The organism is Pandoraea bronchicola, from assembly GCF_902459805.1.
Lineage (GTDB): Bacteria > Pseudomonadota > Gammaproteobacteria > Burkholderiales > Burkholderiaceae > Pandoraea > Pandoraea bronchicola.
On sequence record NZ_CABPST010000001.1, the window covers coordinates 571,134 to 584,630 of the forward strand.

At 65.0% G+C, this 13,497-nt stretch carries 11 protein-coding genes; 6 read left to right on the forward strand and 5 right to left on the reverse strand.

Annotated features, from left to right (window positions below; translation table 11 throughout):
• Window positions 1–3: 3 nt before the first annotated feature.
• Complete coding sequence (locus PBR20603_RS02595; RefSeq protein ID WP_150557966.1) at window positions 4–2,010, reverse strand: lytic transglycosylase domain-containing protein; 2,007 nt, start codon at window positions 2,008–2,010, stop codon at window positions 4–6.
• An 83-nt stretch (window positions 2,011–2,093) separates the two neighbouring features.
• Between PBR20603_RS02595 and PBR20603_RS02600 the strand changes: the two genes are divergently transcribed.
• Genes PBR20603_RS02600 through pxpA form a run of 4 tightly spaced genes read left to right on the forward strand, consistent with a single transcriptional unit; the run spans window position 2,094 to window position 5,132 of the window.
• Window positions 2,094–2,684 carry a 5-formyltetrahydrofolate cyclo-ligase gene (locus PBR20603_RS02600; RefSeq protein WP_174977753.1) on the forward strand — a complete coding sequence of 197 codons (591 nt, stop codon included), beginning with the start codon at window positions 2,094–2,096 and terminating at the stop codon, window positions 2,682–2,684.
• A gap of 3 nt (window positions 2,685–2,687) precedes the next feature.
• Complete coding sequence (gene pxpB / locus PBR20603_RS02605; RefSeq protein ID WP_150557967.1) at window positions 2,688–3,341, forward strand: 5-oxoprolinase subunit PxpB; 654 nt, start codon at window positions 2,688–2,690, stop codon at window positions 3,339–3,341.
• Window positions 3,338–4,348, forward strand: a complete 1,011-nt coding sequence (locus tag PBR20603_RS02610; protein ID WP_150557968.1) for a 5-oxoprolinase subunit C family protein — start codon at window positions 3,338–3,340, stop codon at window positions 4,346–4,348. Before pxpB ends, PBR20603_RS02610 begins: the two co-directional genes overlap by 4 nt.
• Before the next feature lie 43 nt (window positions 4,349–4,391).
• Window positions 4,392–5,132 (forward strand): 5-oxoprolinase subunit PxpA, encoded by a 741-nt coding sequence (pxpA, locus tag PBR20603_RS02615; protein WP_174977774.1) that lies wholly within the window; start codon window positions 4,392–4,394, stop codon window positions 5,130–5,132.
• A gap of 163 nt (window positions 5,133–5,295) precedes the next feature.
• Here the strand turns inward: pxpA and aptA are convergent, their stop codons facing one another.
• Window positions 5,296–6,624 carry an omega-aminotransferase AptA gene (aptA, locus tag PBR20603_RS02620; protein ID WP_150557970.1) on the reverse strand — a complete coding sequence of 443 codons (1,329 nt, stop codon included), beginning with the start codon at window positions 6,622–6,624 and terminating at the stop codon, window positions 5,296–5,298.
• A 313-nt stretch (window positions 6,625–6,937) separates the two neighbouring features.
• Here aptA and PBR20603_RS02625 point away from each other — a divergent pair, with 313 nt between their 5' ends.
• Window positions 6,938–8,398, forward strand: a complete 1,461-nt coding sequence (locus PBR20603_RS02625) for an aminotransferase-like domain-containing protein (RefSeq protein WP_150557971.1) — start codon at window positions 6,938–6,940, stop codon at window positions 8,396–8,398.
• Between the two features lie 100 nt (window positions 8,399–8,498).
• Here the strand turns inward: PBR20603_RS02625 and PBR20603_RS02630 are convergent, their stop codons facing one another.
• The 3 genes from PBR20603_RS02630 to PBR20603_RS02640 all read right to left on the reverse strand — a co-directional run bounded on the left by PBR20603_RS02630 (window position 8,499) and on the right by PBR20603_RS02640 (window position 11,648).
• Window positions 8,499–9,125, reverse strand: a complete 627-nt coding sequence (locus PBR20603_RS02630; RefSeq protein WP_150557972.1) for a radical SAM protein — start codon at window positions 9,123–9,125, stop codon at window positions 8,499–8,501.
• A gap of 225 nt (window positions 9,126–9,350) precedes the next feature.
• The gene (locus PBR20603_RS02635; RefSeq protein ID WP_150557973.1) at window positions 9,351–10,331 is read right to left on the reverse strand and encodes a GlxA family transcriptional regulator; all 981 of its coding nucleotides are present in this window, start codon (window positions 10,329–10,331) and stop codon (window positions 9,351–9,353) included.
• Window positions 10,332–10,370: 39 nt separating this feature from the next.
• Window positions 10,371–11,648, reverse strand: coding sequence for an MFS transporter (locus PBR20603_RS02640; protein ID WP_150557974.1), 1,278 nt, complete (start codon window positions 11,646–11,648; stop codon window positions 10,371–10,373).
• A 606-nt stretch (window positions 11,649–12,254) separates the two neighbouring features.
• Here PBR20603_RS02640 and urtA point away from each other — a divergent pair.
• Window positions 12,255–13,451 (forward strand): urea ABC transporter substrate-binding protein, encoded by a 1,197-nt coding sequence (urtA, locus tag PBR20603_RS02645; RefSeq protein ID WP_425495784.1) that lies wholly within the window; start codon window positions 12,255–12,257, stop codon window positions 13,449–13,451.
• Window positions 13,452–13,497 lie beyond the last annotated feature (46 nt).

Consider the following 13,497-nt stretch of genomic DNA (forward strand, 5'->3'; position numbering starts at 1 on the left):
CCGTCACTGGGGCAAGATCACGCCGAGCCGCTCCTTGAGCGATTGCGGACGGCCCGTGATCACGGCCGAGTAATACGTCGTGTTCGACAGCACGTTCTCGACATACGTGCGCGTCTCGTTGAACGGAATGGTTTCGGCGAAGATCGCCCCCTCGACCGGACGGTCCAGCGTGGAGCGCCACGTGCGGGGCCGCCCCGGGCCAGCGTTGTAACCAGCGGACGCCAGCACGGCCGAGCCGTCGAACTTATTGTAGATATCCGACAGATAGCTGGTACCCAGACGGATATTGGTATCGATGTCGTGCATCATGCCGGGCTGGTAATCCATGCCGATCTGCTTGGCGACCATCTTCGCGGTGGCTGGCATGACCTGCATCAGGCCGCCGGCGCCGGCCGACGATCGCGCATTGATAATGAAACGCGACTCCTGACGGATCAGGCCGTACGCCCACGCCTCGTCCAGATCGACGGCAGCCGCCAGCGGCTCCACCTTGCTGCGGAACGGCATCAGATAGCGCAACGTGAAGTCGTGCTCGGCCTTCGTGCGATCCGCGGTGTTGACGGCGCGGTCGAACAGCTCGATGCTGTTGGCATACTGCGCGGCGGCGATCAACTGACGATCCGTCATGTTGCGCAGTTCCCAGTTCCACTCGCGATTGCCTTCGAAACGCAGGCCCAGATCGTAGAACTTGGCCGCACGCTGAAAGCCGGGGTTCGCGCGGTTCGCGTCGATCTCCGCCTTGGTGACGGTCGTGCGCGGGGGCAGCGACGTCTTGTTGCCCAGCTCCTCGTTCGCCAGTTGGCCGTAGAAGTTCGTCTGCATGGCGATCTTCTGGAACTGCGCGCGGGCGGCGTCGCCCTGCCCGGCTTCGCGCAATGCGCGGCCGTACCAATACGTCCAGACGCCATCTTCGCGCAACGCTGCGGGCATCGCTTCGATCCCGGTACGCACGAGATTCCAGTCGCCTGCGCGCAGTGCCGCGCGAATCTTCCATTCCTGCGCCGTGTTCGAGAGCTTGGCACTACCGGCCTGACGGTACCAACTGATGGCCATCGGATTCTGCGACAGCGCGCCGCGCATGCCGATCGCGCCCCAGCCGATCGCGCGCTCGTCCTGCGACAGGCTACCGGCCACGCTCGAGAAGCTGCTTGCGGCGAGCATGGCATCGCTGCGGGCCATGCGCACGACGGCGAGCAGCGCGAGCTGGCGCGACGCCTCCGTGCCGTCGACACCGCGCGCGAGAATCTGCGCCGGGCGCGTCGCCGCCATATCGAGCAGGCTGTCGTCCGGACGCACCGCACCGAGTGCGTCGGCAATCTGCTTGCCCAGCGAGGTGTAGTTTTCCTCGTACGCCAGACGAATCTGGTGCCAGACTTCCTTGCGGGGCAACTGGCCGCTTGCGGCCAGCGTATTGATCATGTCGACGCAGCCCTCGCCGTAGTACTTCGGCGTGGTCAGCAGATCGGTGGCAGCCTGCGTGACGTTCTCGCCACGTGCGGCACGCGACATCATCGCGTAGCACTTGACCTGCGTGTCGTCGTCGAGCACGAACTTCGGATACTCGGCGTCGAACGTCTGCCAGTCGTGGCGTTTGCCGAGCACCAGCAGCCAGTCGTTGCGCATGCGGTCGGCGATTGCCTGACCGTCATACGTGCGCAAGAAGGCGCGGATATCGTCGTCGGGCGTATCGATGAGCGCCTTGCCCGAGCGATCGAACATGCGCGACTTGATCTGGAAGTACCGGACGTACGACGGCACGTCGTAGTCGGTGAGCATGGCGGCGAGCGCCGTGGCGCGCGGCGCATCGTTGGCGCGCGCGGCTTCGCGCAGCTGCACGAAGATGTCGTCGGGCGAGCGTTGCGAGAGCGCGTCGGCAGATGTCGCCGAGCGGCTTGCCGCCGATTGCGCCTTGGGACGGCCGGTCGCCTGGGTCGTACTGCAAGCGACGAGCGCGGCAGCGGTCAGGGCGAGCGCAGCGGCGCGATATACTCGGGTCAAACGTTCTGACATCTTCGGGGAGCGTCGGTTAAAAAGTGGATTCAAGCATAGCACGGGACCCCGCCCAATCGGCGGCCCAAACCGCCGGAAATGGGATGGAATCAACCACCGGGAAAGCACGTTTGCGCAAGGCATTGCTCGACGAGCGCGCCACGCTCGCCGGACGCGAAGCGCGCGATGCCGCGCTCGCTGCACGGCTGGGCGATGAACTGTCGCGCCGCGCGCCGCGCTGTGTGGGCTTTTACTGGCCGATTCAGGGCGAATTCGATGCCCGCGCGGTCGTCTCGGCATGGCTCGCCCAGGCGTCCCCCGAGGCACCTCGTCTGGCCGCGCTGCCGGTGGTCACCGCCCCGGCCACGCCACTCGTCTTCCACCGCTGGACGCCGGCCACGCCCATGAAGGAAGGCCGCTACCGCATTCCGGTACCTGCCGACGCCGACGTGCTGGTGCCCGACCTGCTGCTGGTGCCCTGTGTAGGTTTTACTCGCGATGGCCTGCGACTGGGCTACGGCGGCGGCTTCTACGACCGTACCCTGCATTCGATGACACCCTCCCCGCAAACGCTCGGCATCGCCTACGACGCGCTCGAGATCGAACACCTCAGCGCCGAAGCCCATGATCTGGCGCTCGACGCCATCGTGACGGAATCCGCCACCTTTGCACGCCCTCGCGGCACCCATCGCTAATCCATGACAACGCTCAAGATTCTGCCGCTCGGCGACAGTGCGCTCGTGTGCGAGGCGGGTGCCACGCCTACGCTTGCCACGCAGCGCCGCGTCTGGCACGTAGCCGCCCTCGCCCGCGAGTGGCCCGACGTGCGCGAAGTCGTGCCGGGCATGAACAACCTCACGCTGCTGTTCGACCCGCTCACCACCGACATCGACGTGCTGGGCGAGCGCCTGCGCGACGCCTGGCAGACGCAGCCGGCCGCCGGGGAGGTTGGACGCGACATTGAGATCCCCGTTCACTACGGCGGCCAGCACGGCCCGGATCTGGCTGACGTTGCCAAACTTGCGCGTCTTCAGCCGAAGACCGTCGTACAGCGGCACACCGCACCGGAATACATCGTCTATTTTCTCGGTTTCCAGCCGGGCTTCGCCTATCTTGGCGGCCTCGACGATTCGATCGCCACGCCCCGCCGCGCCGAGCCGAGACTGTCGGTGCCGGCCGGCTCCGTGGGCATCGGCGGCAATCAGACCGGCATCTATCCACTCACCTCGCCCGGGGGCTGGCAGATCATCGGCCACACCTCGAGCGCCCTGTTCGACCCCGCCGCGACCCCGCCCGCCTTACTGGCCCCGGGCGATCGCGTGCGCTTCACTATCGCGAGTCTCGACCTGTGATCGACATCCAGCGTGCCGGCCTGCTCACCACGGTTCAGGATCTGGGCCGTCCTCGACAGCGCGAATATGGCGTGGCCAGCGGCGGCGCCGTCGACTCACTCGCCTGCACCGTCGCCAACCGTCTCGTCGGCAACGACCTGAACGCCGCCACGCTCGAAATTACGATGGGGGCGTGCGTGCTGCGCTTTAGCGCTGCCACTCTCGTGGCGCTCACCGGCGCCGATTGTCACGCCGATCTCGACGGCACGCCCGTGTGGTCGTGGTGGCGTTTCCCCGTGGCGCGTGGCCAGACGCTGACACTGCGCCCGGCCCGCTTCGGCATGCGCACCTATCTGGCCGTGGCTGGCGGCATCGACGTGCCCGAGACACTCGGCTCGCGCAGCACCGATCTGGCCGCCGGCTTTGGCGGCTTCGAAGGCCGTGCCTTGCGCGACGGCGACCGCATCGCCATCGGCCACGCCGGCGCCGCCGTGCGCCACGTCGAGCCGTTGGGGGTGCGTCCGCCGGTGTGGCTGTCCGACCCGCTGGCGCATCGCGTGCGCGTGTTGCCCGGTCCGGAATACGACGACTTCACCGCCGCCACGCACAAGCGTTTCTGGGAGAACCCTTGGCAGGTGACGCCCAACAGCAATCGTATGGGCTACCGCCTGTCGGGACCGGAGCCGCTCGAGCGCAAGAAGAATCGCAGTCACGATCTGCTCTCGCACGGCGTGCTGCCGGGCGTGATTCAGGTGCCGCCGTCGGGGCAGCCGATCATATTGCTGGCCGACGCTCAGACCACTGGCGGATACCCCAAAATCGGCACCGTCATCAGCGCCGACCTGTGGCGGCTCGGACAGGCGAGGCTCGGCGGCACCCTCTATTTCTCGGAATGCAGCGCCGCCGAAGCGCGCGAGGCACTGCGTGAACAGTTACGTTATCTTGCCCAGATCGAGCGCGCGCTAGCGTGGCACGATCGCGGCATTCTGAATACACCGCGGGTACCGGCCATCACGCGCAAGCGCTGACATTGCGCACACGCGGCGGCATGCCCCGGCAGGAGAATCCATGATGAAGATCGATCTGAATGTCGACCTCGGCGAAGGTTGCGATGACGACGAGGCGCTGCTCGCCCTGGTCAGCTCGGCCAATGTGGCCTGCGGCTGGCACGCGGGCGACGCCGGCACGATGCAGCAGGTAGTGCGCTGGGCGCTGAAGAATGGCGTCGCCATCGGCGCGCACCCGAGCTTCCCCGACCGCGAGAATTTCGGCCGCACCGAAATGCAGCTCCCGCTCGACGAGGTTCGCGCGGGCATGCTGTATCAGATCGGCGCACTCGCCGCGATGGTCAGGGCGCAAGGCGGCTGGCTCTCGCACGTCAAGCCGCACGGCGCGCTCTACAATCAGGCGGCGCGCGATCCGGCGCTGGCAGAGACGCTCGTCGAAGCGATTCGCGCGTTCGACACCGATCTGGCTGTCTTCGGGCTGGCGGGGGGTGAGTTGGTGAAGGCGGCGCGTGCCGCAGGCATGCAGGCTGTCGAGGAAGTCTTTGCCGACCGTGGCTACAATCCGGACGGTTCGCTCGTCAAACGCGGCACTCCCGGCGCCCTGATCGAGCGCGAGGAAGATGCGCTGGCGCAAACGCTGATGATGGTGCGCGAGCAGCGCGTGCGCGCCATCGATGGCACGCTCGTGCCGATTCAGGCACAAACCGTCTGCCTGCATGGCGACGGCGAACACGCCGTGGCGTTCGCCCAACGCATTCGCCGCTTCCTGCTCGACGAAGGCATCGAGATCGCGCCGGTTCGATAATCCCGGCGCGCACCGTCGCACTCAAGTCAAACGCCGTCTGCGGGCATCCCCGGACGGCGTTTTCATTTGCGTTCGGATGCCGGTGTGCGCCGGCATCGTCGCGTCTCAGGGTGGCCCGGCGCACGGATCGCGCCAAGGCCGCCCCGCAGGCAGGCAACGTCGCTTACGCTGTCTCGCGAATGGCTTCTGCCACGATGCCGAACAGCTCGTCGAGTTGCGCTTCGCTCACGATGAGCGGCGGCGAGAACGCGAGGATATCGCCCGTGTAACGCACCAGTGCGCCCTTCTCGAAGCACTTGACGAACACCTCATGCGCGCGCGCGCCCGGTTTGCCGTCGCGGGTAGACATCTCGATACCGCCGACCAGCCCCAGATTACGAATGTCGATGACGTTCGGCAGATCGCGCAGACCGTGGATGGTCTTCTCGAAATACGGGGCGAGCTTCGCGGCGCGCTCGAACAGGCCGTCGTTCTTGTACACATCGAGTGCGGCGCAAGCCGCCGCCGCCGCGAGCGGATGACCCGAGTACGTATAGCCGTGGAAGAACTCGATGGCGCCCGTGTTACCGGCATCGACAATGGTGTCGTGCACGCCGGTCTTCACCGCAACGGCGCCCATCGGGACCGCCGCGTTATTCACGCCCTTGGCCATCGTGATGATGTCCGGCGTTACGCCGAAGTACTGCGCGGCGAACGGCTTGCCCAGACGGCCGAGACCGGTGATGACTTCGTCGAAAATCAGCAGAATGCCGTGCTTGTCGCAAATCTCGCGCAGCTTTTGCAGATAGCCCTGCGGCGGCACCAGCACGCCAGTGGAGCCGGCGAGCGGTTCGACGATCACGGCGGCGATGGTCGACGCATCGTGCAGCGTGACCAGACGCTCGAGTTCATCGGCCAGATGCGCACCCCACGTCGGCTGGCCCTTCGTGAACGCGGCTTCCTTGATGTTGAGCGTATGCGGCAGGTGATCGACAGCGGGCAGCAGTTGGCCCGAATAGGCCTTGCGGTTCGGCGAGATCCCGCCGACCGAAATACCGCCGAAACCCACGCCGTGATAGCCGCGCTCGCGACCGATGAGGCGCGTGCGCTGACCTTCGCCACGGGCGCGGTGGTATGCGAGAGCGATCTTCAGTGCGGTGTCGACCGATTCGGACCCCGAGTTCGTGAAGAAGATGCGATCGAGCCCCTGCGGCGTGATGGCGGCGATCTTGCTCGCGGCTTCGAACGCCTTCGGGTGGCCCATCTGGAACGTCGGCGCAAAGTCCATTTCACCGGCTTGCTGACGGATCGCCTCGACGATCTCGGTGCGGCAGTGACCGGCGTTCACGCACCACAGACCGGCCGTTCCGTCGAGAATCTGGCGATTGTCCGACGAGGTGTAGTACATGCCCTCGGCCTTCACCAACAGGCGCGGCGAGCTTTTGAACTGACGGTTGTTCGTGAACGGCATCCAGAACGCCGTCATGTCGAGATTCAGGTCTTTCATGTTCATCGCGGGGGCCCCTCAGGTCTTGGCACGATCAGGATGTCCCGCGGACAGCAAAACAAATCGCCACGGGTGGATGGCATCGATCCTACGAGAGGCCGACCGGTACAGACATGTACAGTCACTCGGAAAATGTATATTCTGTATCGGTTAATTGCCTCAACTGTATTGGCAACAGCCGATGTGGCGGGCACGCGCCAATCCCCCACCACGTGGGAACGAGCGGCTCGCAAGGCGGCCCGGTCTTCGGCCGCACACCGCCCGCTGCCGCCCACTTGCACACGAACACGACGCAAACCGCCATCGCCGTCCTGACATCATGGTCCAGCCACTCGCCTTTTCCCTGAATCGCGCCCAGCCGGAAGCTCTGGTCGACCAGATCGTGCGGGAGGTCGAGCGTGCGTTGCAGCGTCAGACGCTGCACGCGGGCATGCGAATGCCGTCGATTCGCGCGCTGGCCAAAGCGCACGGCATCAGCACATTTACTGTCGTGGAGGCATACGACCGTCTCGTCGCGCACGGCACGCTCGTCGCCCGGCGCGGGGCGGGGTTCTTCGTCGCGGGCGCGGCGGACGCGCGCGAAGCCGGCCCCGTCAGTCCGGGCGGTGCCCTGACAGTCAGCGCAGCGGCAAGCGAGGTCACGAACGCGTGGTTGCTCTCCGAGATCTTTGCGGATGACTCCATCGCCGTGAAAAGCGGCTGCGGATGGTTGCCGGACAGTTGGCTCGACGAGGACGGGCTGCACGGCGCGTTGCGTTCGCTCTCGAAGGGTCCGGGCGCACATTTCGCGCATTACGGGCATCCGCACGGGTACGGGCCGTTGCGTCAGTGGCTGGCACGCCGTCTTGGCGAGTTGTCCATCGACGCACCGCCCGAGCACATCGTGCTCACGCACGGCGCGACACAGGCGCTCGACCTGATCGTGCGCACGCTGCTCAAGCCGGGTGACACGGTACTGGTCGAAGCGCCGGCGTATTGCAATTTGCTGGCGGTATTGCGTCTGGCGGGCCTGAATGTGGTGGGCATCGAGCGCACGGAAGCGGGTCTGGATCTCGCGGCACTGGAGCAGGCCGCCCAGACGCATCGTCCGCGCGCGCTGTTCGTGAACCCCGCACTGCAAAATCCGTTGGGGACTTCGCTCTCTCCGGCCTCCGCGCATCGCATTCTTCAGTGCGCCGAGCAACACGGTTTCTGGATCGTCGAGGACGACATCTATCGCGAGTTGGCCCCGGCGGGCACACCGTCGCTGGCGGCAATGGACGGCCTGTCGCGAGTGATCTACGTGTCGAGCTTCTCGAAGACGATTTCGCCGTCGGTACGCGTGGGCTATCTGGCATGCTCGCGCGAACTGGCGCATGAAATTGCGCGCAGCAAGATGGTGGCGGGGCTCACGTCTTCGGAAATCAACGAGCGCATCGTGCACGCGATTCTCACCGAGGGACGTCACCGCAAACACATCGAACGTCTGTCGGATCGCCTGACGCGTTCGCGCGCACGTCTCATCACGCAATTGCAGTCGCACGGGGTGACGCTGCTGGCCCAGCCGGAAGGCGGCATGTTCGTGTGCGGCAGCTTGCCCGAGACGGCGCCACCGGCACGCGAACTGGCCGAAGCCGCGTTGCTGGAGAGCATCATGCTGGCGCCGGGCGAATTCTTCCTCGCGCACACCGAACCCTGCCACTGGTTCCGCTTCAACGTCGCATATTCGGACGATGCCCGCCTGTTCCGCTTTCTCGATCGGGCAGCGGCGGGGAAACTGGCGGCCGGTCCTCAGGCGTAAGCCGATAGGACGTGATTGACGCCAATGCCGGTACGGCGTCGACGTCCAGCTGACCGAGACTTGCCGCCAGCGTGAGCTTTGCCAGACGCCAAAGAAACATTCAATGAATCTCCACAAAATTGCGGGATATGTCGTTGATGGGAATGCCCCGCAATGCGAGATATTCGGCGCCTTTCTGGTAGGTCGCCTTCAGACAGTCGCAATAGATGGTGTGCTGGTCCGCAATGCCATCCTTGCATCGATGCAAGGGGGTATCGGCTCTCGTTGCGATCTCACATATCTCTCGCCACAAGCATGAGCGGCACGCCGCCGCTGCCGAGCGGCGCGCCAGTAGTGCGCTAACCGTCGCGTGCCAGGCCAGGAACTCGGAAAACGTCACATCCGCAACGTTCATGCGAGCGTAGAAGATATCGGGAATCACGTTTCTCAAGGTATCGTCGTGGCCGATGTCACCGCCGCTCGATAGCGTGAACACGACACGTTGCTTCGTCTCGCGCCAGATTTCCGCCTTACGTTTTTCGTCCGCCAGAATGGCATCGAGCATGCGGTCGATGGAACGGATACGCACAACGCCTCGCTCGTCTGCCGCCCAGCATTCAAAGAGGGCCTCATTGAATCGCTTCAGCGCCGCCACGTCTGCCGTTTTCACCGAATCATGTGACTCGTCCGGCAGCAGGAACTGGAGGTTGGTGATACCCAACGTGCGCGTGAGCGTGTCGTACACCAATCGCGCGTCTCCTAAGCGCCCGCGAAGAAAATCGTCTCGTTGATTGCGGGGCGTCAACAAGACGCGCTACCCCATGCCGTGTCTCGGTGAAGACAATGAATAGCGGGTGAGGAAGAGTATTGACCGTAGAAGGTCAGTCTTGAAATTGGGAAATTCCGAAAAAATATGGCGCATCGCAACGCAATATGCATTGCGCGACCGATATGAAGAGCATCGAGGAGGCCCTCAGACGTTCAGCCCAAACCGCTCCCGGTACGCCACAGGCGTCACGCCATATTGGCGTTGAAACGCGCGGCGCAGGTTCTGTTCGTCGCCGAAGCCCACGCGCGCTGCAATGCGCTTGAGCGGCGCCTCCGAGTCGAGCAACGCAAAACGCGCCGCCTCCAGACGCATCCGCTCGACCGCCTTCGCCGGGGTCGATCCCGTGCGCGCGAGGTAGCTTCTGGCGAACGTGCGCGGACTCATGTTCGCCTGCTCGGCCAGACGCACCACTGACAGGTCGCCATCGAGCCGCTCGGACATCCACGCATGCAACTCGCCGAACGGCGCCCCGGCCGCCACCTGCTCGCGCAATGGCGGACTGAACTGCGATTGCCCGCCTGCGCGCTTGAGGAACACCACGAGCCGACGCGCCGCCTGTAACGCTACGTCCACCCCGCAGTCGTCCTCGACCAGCGCCAGGCCGAGGTCGATGCCCGCCGTGATCCCGGCCGACGTCCACACCGGTTCATCGTGCACATAAATCGGATCGGACTCGACCCTCGCCTGCGGGAAACACGTCTGCAACATTGCCGTATCCAGCCAGTGCGTGGTTGCGCGGCGCCCGTTCAACAGCCCCGCCGCCCCCAGAATGAACGCTCCCACGCACACTGAACACACACGTCGCACGCTGGGGGCATAGTCACGCAGCCACTCGCCCACCTCACCCGGCACCGCCGGGCGATGCGCCACCGCCCCGCCTACCGCGATCAGCGTGTCGACCGGCATCGCTTCGAGCGCGCGCATCGGCTCCGTATGCAGCGTGATCCCCGACCCGGTCTCCACCGGGCCGCCGTGCTCTGACACCACCACCGTGCGATAAGGCGCGGCCTGTCCCGACTCCGTGAAGTTGCGGATGACCGCGTGAAACGCATCGAGCGGCCCGGCGAGATCGAGCAGCACGAACGGCGGCACGATGAGAAAGGCTACGAGACGAGGTTGGCTCATGGTCGTGTGTGAAGAGGACTGTGAGGCGCTTGAGGATCGTCAGGCTGTCGCCTGCACCGGACGGCGCTTCGCGTCGAGGGCGTACCACACGGTCGCCAGCGCCGCGATCGCCAGCAACGGGAAGGTTGCCTGATTGATGGTGGCCCAGCCGAAGCGAGCGAGCAGTTGCCCTGCGAACAGACTCGAGATGGCGGTACCGGCAAAGGTGATGAATTCATTCGCCGCCTGCGCCCGCGCACGCTCCGCCGGTCGATAAGACAGGGTGAGCAACGTCGTGCCGCCCACGAACATAAAGTTCCAGCCCACGCCAAGGAACGCCAGCGCCGCGTAGAAGTACGGCAGACTGGTCGACATCAGCGCCAGCACACCGCACAGGGCACTCATCGCAATGCCCGCCAGCAGCACCGGCACCACCCCCCAGCGCTTGACGAGATGCCCCGAGAAGAACGACGGCGCATACATCCCCACCAGATGCCACTCGATGATGTGCGCCCCATCGTCGATGCTGTGCCCGCACGCCACGGCCGCAATCGGCGTCGCCGTCATCACGAACATCATCACCATGAAGCCGATCAGGTTGTTGGCCAATGCCGCCATATAGATCGGCTGACGCATGATCTCGCCGAGCGGGCGCGCAGGTAACGCCGCCGCGTCGCCCGTCGTACCGCTCGCCGCATGCACCGGCAAATTGCGCAGAAAGCCGACGAGCAACAACAGCGAAATCCCGGAGAGCAGCGTGACGACCAGATACGACCCCGCGAACGTCACGGGCGCGAGCCAGTCCTTGCTGCCTGCGGCCAGCGCCGGGCCGATCACCGCCGCCAGCACGCCGCCCGTGAGCACGATGGAGATCGCGCGCGGCTTGTCTTCGACAGGTACGACGTCCGCAGCCGCCAGCCGGTAGTAACGCGCAAATGCCTGAAATACCCCCACACATGCCGTGCCCGCACAGAACATTGCGAAGTGACGCTCGTAGATCGCCACCACCGAAACCAGCCCGCCGACGGTGCCGAACAACGCCCCCAGCGCGAAGCCCAGACGTTGGCCGAAACGCTGAATCAGCATCGACGCGAAGATTGTCGTGATGGCCGACGCCACGGTAATCAGCGAGAACGGCAGCGTCGCATAGCCCTTGTCGGACGCCAGCATGTAGCCCACCAGTCCCGTCAACGTGAGGTCGACGGACAAGGCGGCCGTGTACAGCGCCTGACATGCGGCCAGCACGGCGGCGTAGCGGCGGCCCATGCGGCGCCGCTGGTGCTCGGCGTGCCCGGGTTCGGAGGGCGGCGCGGTGCGCCCGGCAATGGTATCGGTCATGAGTGTGATGTCGAACAAGTCGGGGAGTCGTCGGGAGTCCTGATCTTGCCGTCGGCCGGTTTGGCACGAATGCCAATCATGCATCAAAAAATGCCACGCGGCGATGTCATCCCGAATGCGCCCGCCGCTTCGCCATCGACCGCACGGCGCGGCATGGTGGCGACCTCGGCCACCTGGATCACCTCGCCCCCCTCAGCCCCTCCACAACATTTACCCGCGACATCGCGCCAACTCGGTGCGCACCAACTCTGCGCGCCGCCGCACCAACGTGCTTCGCCCGCCGTTCGCCCATCAGCCGAAAGGCCGATACCCAGGCTGACCTTCGGCGCGTCCCTCGCGCCCGGTCAACACCAGCCGTCGCCGGCCATCGTCGCCTTGTACACCAGATGGGGTCTTGACTTGTACACCAGTCCACGTGGCGTGCCCGGCATCGCGCCTCCCCTGCGGGGACATGAAACGCGTCGATCCCTTGCCGCTGGCACGACCTTTGCGTAAGTCCCCCCATACCGGATCCGCCGGTCTAACCAGGAAAGGGGAAGACGTACCATGAAACGACGCACGCTACTCCAGATGGCGGCCCTCTCGGGCGCCGCATCGCTCACCGGCATGGCGCCCAACTTGTTTGCGCAGAGCAAACAGCCCATCAAGGTCGGCATCCTGCACTCCCTCTCGGGCACGATGGCCATCTCGGAGACGTCGCTCAAGGATGTCGCGCTCATGACCATCGCCGACATCAACGCCAAGGGTGGCGTGATGGGACGTCCGCTCGAAGCCGTCGTCGTCGACCCGGCCTCGAACTGGCCGCTCTTCGCGGAAAAAGCCCGCCAGTTGCTCACCACGGACAAGGTCGCCGCCGTGTTCGGTTGCTGGACGTCGGTGTCGCGCAAGTCGGTGCTGCCTGTCTTCGAAGAACTCAACGGCCTGCTCTATTACCCCGTGCAGTACGAAGGCGAAGAGATGTCGAAGAACGTCTTCTACACGGGCGCTGCGCCGAACCAGCAGGCCATTCCGGCCGTGGAATACGTGATGAGCAAGGAAGGGGGCGGCGCCAAGCGCTTCTTCCTGCTGGGCACCGACTACGTCTATCCGCGCACGACCAACAAGATCCTGCGCGCCTTCCTGCACTCGAAGGGTGTGGCCGACAAGGATATTCAGGAGGTCTACACGCCGTTCGGTCACAGCGACTACCAGACCATCGTCGCCAACATCAAGCAGTTCGCGCAAGGCGGCAAGACCACGGTCATCTCCACGATCAACGGCGACTCGAACGTGCCGTTCTACAAGGAACTCGGAAACCAGGGCCTGAAGGCTACCGACGTACCGGTCGTGGCGTTCTCCGTGGGCGAAGAGGAACTGCGCGGCATCGATACCAAGCCGCTCGTGGGACACCTCGCCGCCTGGAACTACTTCATGTCGGTGAAGAACCCGACCAACGACGCCTTCAAGAAGGAGTGGTTCGCCTACGTCAAGGCGAAGGGTCTGCCGGGCGGCGACAAACGCGTCACGAACGATCCGATGGAAGCCACGTTCGTCGGCATGCACATGTGGAAGCAGGCAGTCGAAAAGGCGGGCAGCGTCGACGTCGACAAGGTGCGCACTGCCATGATCGGCCAGACCTTCAAGTCGCCGGACGGCTTCGACATGGTCATGGACGGCAACCACCACCTGCACAAGCCGGTAATGATCGGCGAGATTCGCCCGGACGGTCAGTTCAACGTCGTGTGGAAGACCAAGACGACGGTGCGCGCACAACCGTGGAGCCCGTTCATCGCGGGCAATGAAGGCAAGCCCGACAAAGTCTGACCTTCCTTTCACTCCTTGCGCCGGAGCCGTGCGGACGGTCTCCGGC